Origin of the sequence: Pseudomonas sp. NPDC087639 (assembly GCF_044743385.1) — a bacterium.
In the GTDB taxonomy this organism is placed as follows: domain Bacteria; phylum Pseudomonadota; class Gammaproteobacteria; order Pseudomonadales; family Pseudomonadaceae; genus Aquipseudomonas.
In genome coordinates, this window is record NZ_JBIUWI010000006.1 from 117,766 (window position 1) to 124,592 (window position 6,827).

The following is a 6,827-nucleotide window of genomic DNA, read 5'->3' on the forward strand; positions in this document are numbered from 1 at the left end:
ATTCTTCACTGAAATACACCTTCCGCAAACACCGCTATCCCGGTGGGAGCTGGCTTGCCAGCTCCCACCGGATTTTGTGGTGTTTGACTGATCGGGTCAGAACACCGACCAGCCAATCCGCGAACTGAGCATCTCCAGCGCCGCCATCCCCGCCAGCGAATTCCCCGCAGCATTCAACTCCGGCGACCACACGCACACAGTGAACTGCCCCGGCACCACCGCGACGATCCCGCCGCCCACGCCACTTTTACCCGGCAGGCCGACGCGATAGGCGAAGTTGCCCGCCTCGTCATACAGTCCGCTGGTGGCCATGATCGAGTTGACCTGCTGGGTCTGGCGGCGCGTCAGAATCTGTTCGCCACTGTGTTTGCAGAAACCGTCGTTGGCCAGAAAGCAGAACGCCCGGGCCAGATCAATGCAGTTCATGCGCAGCGCGCAATGGCTGAAATAGCTACGCAGAACCGACTCGACGTCGTTGTGGAAGTTGCCGAAGGATTGCATCAGGTACGCCATCGCCGCGTTGCGCGCACGGTGCTGATATTCGGAATCAGCGACCTTGGCGTCGATCATGACTTGCGGATTGCCCGACAGGCGCCGGACAAAATCACGCATCGACAGGGTCGGTGCGGCGAAGCGCGACTGGTTGATGTCGCAGATCACCAGCGCACCGGCATTGATGAACGGATTACGCGGTCGGCCACGCTCGAATTCCAGTTGCACCAGCGAGTTGAACGGCTGACCGGACGGCTCATGGCCGAGGCGTTCCCAGATCGCCTCACCCGAGTGATCAATCGCCTGCACCAGGCTGAACACCTTGGAAATACTCTGCACCGAGAACGGCGTCTCGGCGTCGCCGGCAAAATACATCTCGCCGTCGTTGCCATACACGGCGATGCCCAACTGATTGGCCGGCACGGTGCCGAGGGCAGGAATGTAATCAGCCACTTTGCCCTGACCGATCAGGGGCCGGACAGCATCCAGGATCTCGTTCAACAGCGCTTGCATGCCGGGTTCCGAAGTCTCGCCCCATGGGATTGCGGGGACACTGGGGCTAGACGCTGCCGGCGCGGGTCGAATCACACCGGCGGGTGTCGAGCAAAATGTTCCAGGCTCAAGCGCACACCCCTGCTATCGGAGAGCACCTGGTGGTTGCCTTCACAGTCTTTGACAGTTTCGCGACAAAGCTGCCAAAGATTGCTGGCCGGCAGCCACCTAGCATGGGCGCATCCACATGACTCTCGGGTGCCTCATGCCAGTTCCGTTTCGCACACTCTCCTTGTCTCTGACTTCCCTTTGCTTGCTGATTCCCGGCGGTTCGTTGCGCGCCGAAGACTGGCACACGACCCTGCATGCAGGCGTGGTCAACGCGCCGCGCTACAGCGGCAGTGATGAGCGGGTAACGGCGCCGCTGGTGGGTGTCAAAGTGGTCAGCCCCCAGGGCTTTTTTCTCGACACTGGTCGGGGATTGGGTTGGGGGTTTGATGAGGACAATTTCGGCCTCAGCGTCTACGTCGGAGCCAGCGATGTGCGCAAGGATCGCAAGAGCGGATTCAAAGGCTCTGACGAGTTGAACGGCATGGGTTCGATCAAATCACGCCCGGTGTTGGGCGTGGATGGCAGCTACCACATGGGACCGATCATTCTTGGAGCGAGCTTCGAGCATGCGCTGGAAAAGGACGAGGATGACCGCGACACCGGCTCGTCGTGGAATCGCCTGAAGCTGAGCATCAACCTGCCGTTGTATGAAGGTCGCTATGGCAAAGTGATCGGCGGGTTGAACAGCCAGTTTGGCGATGGCGATTACCTGCGCACCTGGTACGGCGTCAGCTCGGCGCAGGCTGCGCGCAGCAAGTTCGGCGCTTATGAGGCGAAAGGCGGGCTGATCAGTCGCGGTGGAGAGTTGACCTGGACGTTGCCCATTGATGAGCGCTGGAGTGTGTCTTCGGTGCTGGCGGTGCAGTACCTGAGTAGTGAGGCTGCGGACAGCCCGATTGTCGAGCGCAGGTTGCAGACTTCAGTGGTTGGGCAGGTGGCGTACAGCTTTTGATTTTGTGGCGTCTTTGATGACCTCATCGCTGGCAAGCCAGCGATGAGGCCGCCACTGACAGTGCAATCAATCCAGATGCGCCCAGGTCATGCGAAACGACGCCCCGCCCCAAGGCGAATCCCCGACTTCGACCTGCCCACCATGGGATTGCGAGACCCTCCGCACCAACGCCAATCCCAGGCCAAAACCACCCGTGCGGCGATCCCGGCTGGCATCCAGCCGCGAGAACGGTTCAAAGATCTTCTCCCGTCCATCCACCGGCACCCCCGGCCCGTCATCGTTGACCCGCACTTCGTAGTAATCACCCGTGCGCACCAGCGTCACCTCCACACGCTGCTCGGCATAGCGAATTGCATTGCGCAGCAGGTTGATCACCGCCCGTGCCATGAACCGTGGCTCGATGCGCACCGTGTCGAGGCGGCAATCACCGATCAACAACTGCACCCCCGCCGCCTCTGCCTCTAGCGCCACACTGCCGACCACGCTGTCCAGCCAATTGGCCGCCTGAATGTTCTCGCGCTTGATCACCGTCGCGCCGCGCTCGAGGCTGGCATAGGTCAGCAGCTCGGAGACCATTTCCTCCAGCTCGCCAAGGTCGGCGTACATATCGGCAATCAGTTCGCGATTCTGGCTGGCGTCCGGAGACTGCTTGAGCTGATCGAGCTCAAACGACAGCCGCGCAATCGGCGTGCGCAGTTCGTGGGATACCGCATTGGTCAATTCGCGCTGATTGGCGATGAGGCTTTCGATACGTGCGGCCATCAGGTTGAAATGCTCGGCCAGATCACGGATGTTCGAGCGTTTGGACAGCTGAATGCGTACTGACAGATCGTTGTCGCCGAAACGTTCGGCGGCCAGGCGCAGTTTTTCCAGATCACGCCAGTGCGGACGCACCCAGAAGAACAGGACGAAACCAATCATCACCGCGATCATCAGATACGCCGCCGCAAGGTAAAACGGCATCAAACTGGGCTCGGCCGGCAGACGGATACTGAGCAGCTGCGAGCCGCCATCAATTGAGCCGATGTAGTGGGTGTACTTGTCGCGGATCACCAGCCGCCCTTGAGCCAGCTCGGTTTTTTCCTTGTCGCTCAATGCCAGTTGTTCGGCTTCAACCAGCGTCAGCCCCGAACCGTAGTGCGGGCGAATGGCCTCAAGTTGCTTTTCCCGTGCCGGGCCGTCGAGGCCACGCAATAGCTCGCTCAGCGTCCAGGCCTGCCCACGCATCGCCTCGCGGTTGTAATCCTCCATCTGATAATCGAGCAGCGCGTCGAATGTGCGCTCGACCGTTTGCAGAGCCAACACCAGCCCCACCGTCATCACCAGGAACAGACCGAGAAATAACCGCAGCATCTACAGCTCCCACGCAAACGGATTGAACAGATAACCCTTGCCCCACACGGTCTTGATGCACACCGGTTCGCGTGGGTTGTCCTTGAGCTTGTTGCGCAATTTGCTGATGTACACGTCGACGCTGCGGTTCAGCCCATCGAAGGCAATGCCGCGCATACGGTTGAGGATGTCATCGCGTGAAAGCGTATTGCCGGCCGCACTGGCCAGCAACCACAGCAGCTCGAATTCCATGGTGGTCATTTCGATGATCTCGCCCGCCAGGCGTACCTCGCGGCAACTGCGGTCGATGCTCAACTGACCGAATTCCAGAGAACTGACCACGCCACTGTCCGGCGCCTGCCGCCGCTGCAATGCGCGCAATCGGGCCAGCAACACCGGCGGTTTGATCGGCTTGATCACGTAGTCATCGGCACCGGACTCAAGGCCCAGAATGTGGTCGAGATCGTCTTCCTTGGCGGTCAGAATCACGATCGGCGTGTCCGACACACTGCGGATTTCCCGGCACACGTGCAGACCGCTCTGCCCCGGCAGCATCAGGTCGAGCACCACCACTTTCGGTTTGAACTCATGGAACGCGGCCACGGCCAGATCACCGCGATGCACCGTGCGCACGTCGTAGCCGTGCTGTTCGAGGAAGTGCGCGATCAGTGCGGCAAGGCGCTCGTCGTCTTCCACCAGCAGGACTTTGCCAAAACCCAGGTTATCCATAACGACCATTTGCCAACCCATGTGTGAAGTGGGCGCCATTATGGCGGCAAACATTGTTGTGGCGTTTACAGCGGGCAGCAAAAACCGGCCACTGGGGCCGGTTTTCGGTGATGTTTCATACTCTTAAGAGTTTTTAACAATCTCAGGCAGGTACGCCGCTATGGAAACGGAACTCGTCGTCCGGCGATTCGATCAGTTCTTGCTCGGCAGCACGCACTTTCTCGATCACCTGAGCGATGTCTTTTGCATCGCCATATTGATAAGCCAGCTTCAGATAACCCTGAAAATGCCGCGCCTCGCTTTTCAGCAGGCCAAAGTAGAACTTGCCGAGTTCTTCGTCCAAATGCGGCACCAGTGCTTCGAAACGCTCGCAACTGCGCGCTTCGATAAACGCCCCGACCACCAGCGTATCGACCAGTTTCACCGGCTCATGGCTGCGTACCACTTTGCGCAGGCCCGAGGCGTAGCGGCCGGCATGCAACTGACGCAGCTCGATCTTGCGGCGCTTCATGATGCGCATGACCTGTTCGTGGTGCACCAGTTCTTCCCGGGCCAGACGCGACATCATGTTGATCAGATCGACGTGGGAATGGTACTTGGCTATCAGGCTCAGCGCGGTGCTGGCCGCCTTGAACTCGCAGTTCTTGTGGTCGATCAGTAGAGTTTCCTGATCGGCCAGTGCCGCCTGCACCCAGGTGTCGGGTGTGCGGCAGCCAAGGAATTCGTGGATTTCGGGAAGGATCATGGGGCTCACGGTAAAAGGTGTTCGAGCGAAGGCCGCCGATTATACCGGCCTGTCCGCAGACCACCAGCGGCGGGTGTTGATATGCATCAAGTCGCAGGTGTTGGAGCAGCAACTATAGTTGTGCAACGCCGTGCCTTTTCTTTGCTGGAGACTCCGCTCATGCAAGCCATTCGCAGCATTCTGGTGGTCATCGAACCCGAACACTCGGAAAGTCTGGCGCTCAAGCGCGCCAAGTTGATCGCCGGGGTGACCCAGGCCCATCTGCACCTGCTGGTGTGCGACAAGAAGCACGACCACGCTGCCATGCTCAGCGTGCTCAAGGCTGCGCTGCTGGAGGACGGCTACAGCGTGACCACTGAGCAGGCGTGGAACGAGAGCCTGCACGAAACCATCATCGACGTGCAGCAGGCCGAAGGCTGCGGACTGGTAGTCAAACAGCACTTTCCTGACAGTACGCTGAAAAAAGCCCTGCTGACCCCGGCGGACTGGAAGCTGCTGCGCCACTGCCCTACTCCGGTGCTGTTGGTGAAAACGTCCACGTCCTGGAAGGATCGGGTGATTCTGGCCGCTGTCGACGTGGGCAATGTCGACGGTGAGCACCGTCATCTGCACACCACCATCATTGATCATGGCTATGACATTGCCAGCCTGGCCAAGGGGCATCTGCATGTGATCAGCGCCCACCCGTCGCCGATGTTGTCGGCCGCAGACCCCACGCTGCAACTCAGTGAGACCATCGAGGCGCGCTATCGTGAACAGTGCCGGGCGTTTCAGGCGGAATTCGACGTCGACGACGCACATTTGCACATCGAGGAAGGCCCGGCGGATGTGTTGATTCCGTTTATGGCGCACAAGCTGCAAGCGGCGGTGACCGTGATCGGCACCGTGGCGCGCACAGGCTTGTCAGGGGCGCTGATCGGCAATACCGCTGAAGTGGTGCTGGATGAGCTGGAAAGTGATGTGCTGGTGCTCAAGCCGCAGGAGGTTGAGGATCATCTGGTGGAGTTGACGGCGAAGCACTAAAGATCAAAAGATCGCAGCCTTCGGCAGCTCCTGCAGGTAGATCGCATTTCCCTGTAGCTGCCGAAGGCTGCGATCTTTTGACTTTCAGGCGCCGAAGGCGTCCTTCAAAAAGCCAGGCGCGATGTAGCGCTGATAGTGCGCTTCCGACAGCAGGAAGAATTCCCGATCAATGGCATCGCGCAACTCCGGCAGATTCCAGTCACGAAACTCCGGCAGCAGCACCATGCCATACGCTTCGAGATTAATGATCACCCGCGCCCCCCGGGCAATCAGCTGATACGCCCAGCAATATTCCGACTGATGCGGCACGAAGCGGATCTTGCGCTGTTCCAGCTGCTGGCGAAGGCGCGCGGGATCGAAAATTTCGACCTTGCCCGCCATCACTTGTGACAGCAATTGTTCCAGGCGCAACCACACCGCACGCTTTTCCTCCTCACCGTAACCATTCCAGTTGATCACTTCGTGATGGAAACGCTTGCAGCCACGGCACACCAGATCACCGTAAACAGTGGAGCAGAGGCCGACGCAGGGGGTCTTGATGGTCTGATTGGGCATAAGGTAGGCAAAGGCACTGAAACGCGGAACAGGTCGGCATGTTAGCCCTTTGTCTAACATTCATCACCCCTCAAACATCAGGGACGAACTTACCTTTAATTTTTTTTTGCCGTAGAATCAGCCAGCCTTTTAAGGCGCCAATGTCCGTTAGAAGCTGTTTTCAAAGCGTCACGAGCACAGTCGTTCCTTCAGAGCGGTGTTGGCGAAGGGTTTTTCCAGCGGGGAAAAACCCAACGCCAACCCTCATCAGCTCCCCGTTCTGCAGGCGTAAAACTTTGAAAGCAGCTTCTGTAAGGAATGGTCGGTAATTCTGGCTAAGTGGCCCACAACGCCACGCACCGCACGAGTACGACCCTGTCGGGCGGAGCGTCCCGCACACCCGTGTGGGACCACTGA

General features: G+C 59.2%; 7 protein-coding genes. 2 read left to right on the plus strand and 5 right to left on the minus strand.

Annotated features, from left to right (window positions below):
- Positions 1-96: 96 nt before the first annotated feature.
- Positions 97-1,005, minus strand: a complete 909-nt coding sequence (gene glsB, locus ACIOVB_RS05330) for a glutaminase B (protein ID WP_187680255.1) — start codon at positions 1,003-1,005, stop codon at positions 97-99.
- A gap of 244 nt (positions 1,006-1,249) precedes the next feature.
- Between glsB and ACIOVB_RS05335 the strand changes: the two genes are divergently transcribed.
- Positions 1,250-2,047, plus strand: a complete 798-nt coding sequence (locus ACIOVB_RS05335) for a MipA/OmpV family protein (RefSeq protein ID WP_401265520.1) — start codon at positions 1,250-1,252, stop codon at positions 2,045-2,047.
- Between the two features lie 66 nt (positions 2,048-2,113).
- Here ACIOVB_RS05335 and ACIOVB_RS05340 read toward each other — a convergent pair whose 3' ends face one another.
- The 3 genes from ACIOVB_RS05340 to ACIOVB_RS05350 form a co-directional block, all read right to left on the minus strand.
- Positions 2,114-3,400, minus strand: coding sequence for an ATP-binding protein (locus tag ACIOVB_RS05340; protein ID WP_401265522.1), 1,287 nt, complete (start codon positions 3,398-3,400; stop codon positions 2,114-2,116).
- The gene (locus tag ACIOVB_RS05345; RefSeq protein ID WP_401265538.1) at positions 3,401-4,108 is read right to left on the minus strand and encodes a response regulator; all 708 of its coding nucleotides are present in this window, start codon (positions 4,106-4,108) and stop codon (positions 3,401-3,403) included.
- A 142-nt stretch (positions 4,109-4,250) separates the two neighbouring features.
- The gene (locus ACIOVB_RS05350) at positions 4,251-4,853 is read right to left on the minus strand and encodes a tRNA-(ms[2]io[6]A)-hydroxylase (protein WP_401265523.1); all 603 of its coding nucleotides are present in this window, start codon (positions 4,851-4,853) and stop codon (positions 4,251-4,253) included.
- 159 nt (positions 4,854-5,012) lie between these two features.
- Between ACIOVB_RS05350 and ACIOVB_RS05355 the strand changes: the two genes are divergently transcribed.
- Positions 5,013-5,876 carry a universal stress protein gene (locus ACIOVB_RS05355; RefSeq protein WP_401265526.1) on the plus strand — a complete coding sequence of 288 codons (864 nt, stop codon included), beginning with the start codon at positions 5,013-5,015 and terminating at the stop codon, positions 5,874-5,876.
- 84 nt (positions 5,877-5,960) lie between these two features.
- Here ACIOVB_RS05355 and ACIOVB_RS05360 read toward each other — a convergent pair whose 3' ends face one another.
- On the minus strand, positions 5,961-6,431 hold the full coding sequence (locus ACIOVB_RS05360) for a DUF1289 domain-containing protein (protein ID WP_187680252.1): 471 nt from the start codon (positions 6,429-6,431) through the stop codon (positions 5,961-5,963).
- Between the last annotated feature and the right edge of the window lie 396 nt (positions 6,432-6,827).

Bases quoted from the DNA above. Each gene is read 5' to 3' on its own strand.
- ACIOVB_RS05355 (WP_401265526.1), top strand. From the start codon at position 5,013: ATGCAAGCCATTCGCAGCATTCTGGTGGTCATCGAACCCGAACACTCG.
- ACIOVB_RS05360 (WP_187680252.1), bottom strand. From the start codon at position 6,431: ATGCCCAATCAGACCATCAAGACCCCCTGCGTCGGCCTCTGCTCCACT.
- glsB (WP_187680255.1), bottom strand. From the start codon at position 1,005: ATGCAAGCGCTGTTGAACGAGATCCTGGATGCTGTCCGGCCCCTGATC.
- ACIOVB_RS05335 (WP_401265520.1), top strand. From the start codon at position 1,250: ATGCCAGTTCCGTTTCGCACACTCTCCTTGTCTCTGACTTCCCTTTGC.
- ACIOVB_RS05350 (WP_401265523.1), bottom strand. From the start codon at position 4,853: ATGATCCTTCCCGAAATCCACGAATTCCTTGGCTGCCGCACACCCGAC.
- ACIOVB_RS05340 (WP_401265522.1), bottom strand. From the start codon at position 3,400: ATGCTGCGGTTATTTCTCGGTCTGTTCCTGGTGATGACGGTGGGGCTG.
- ACIOVB_RS05345 (WP_401265538.1), bottom strand. From the start codon at position 4,108: ATGGATAACCTGGGTTTTGGCAAAGTCCTGCTGGTGGAAGACGACGAG.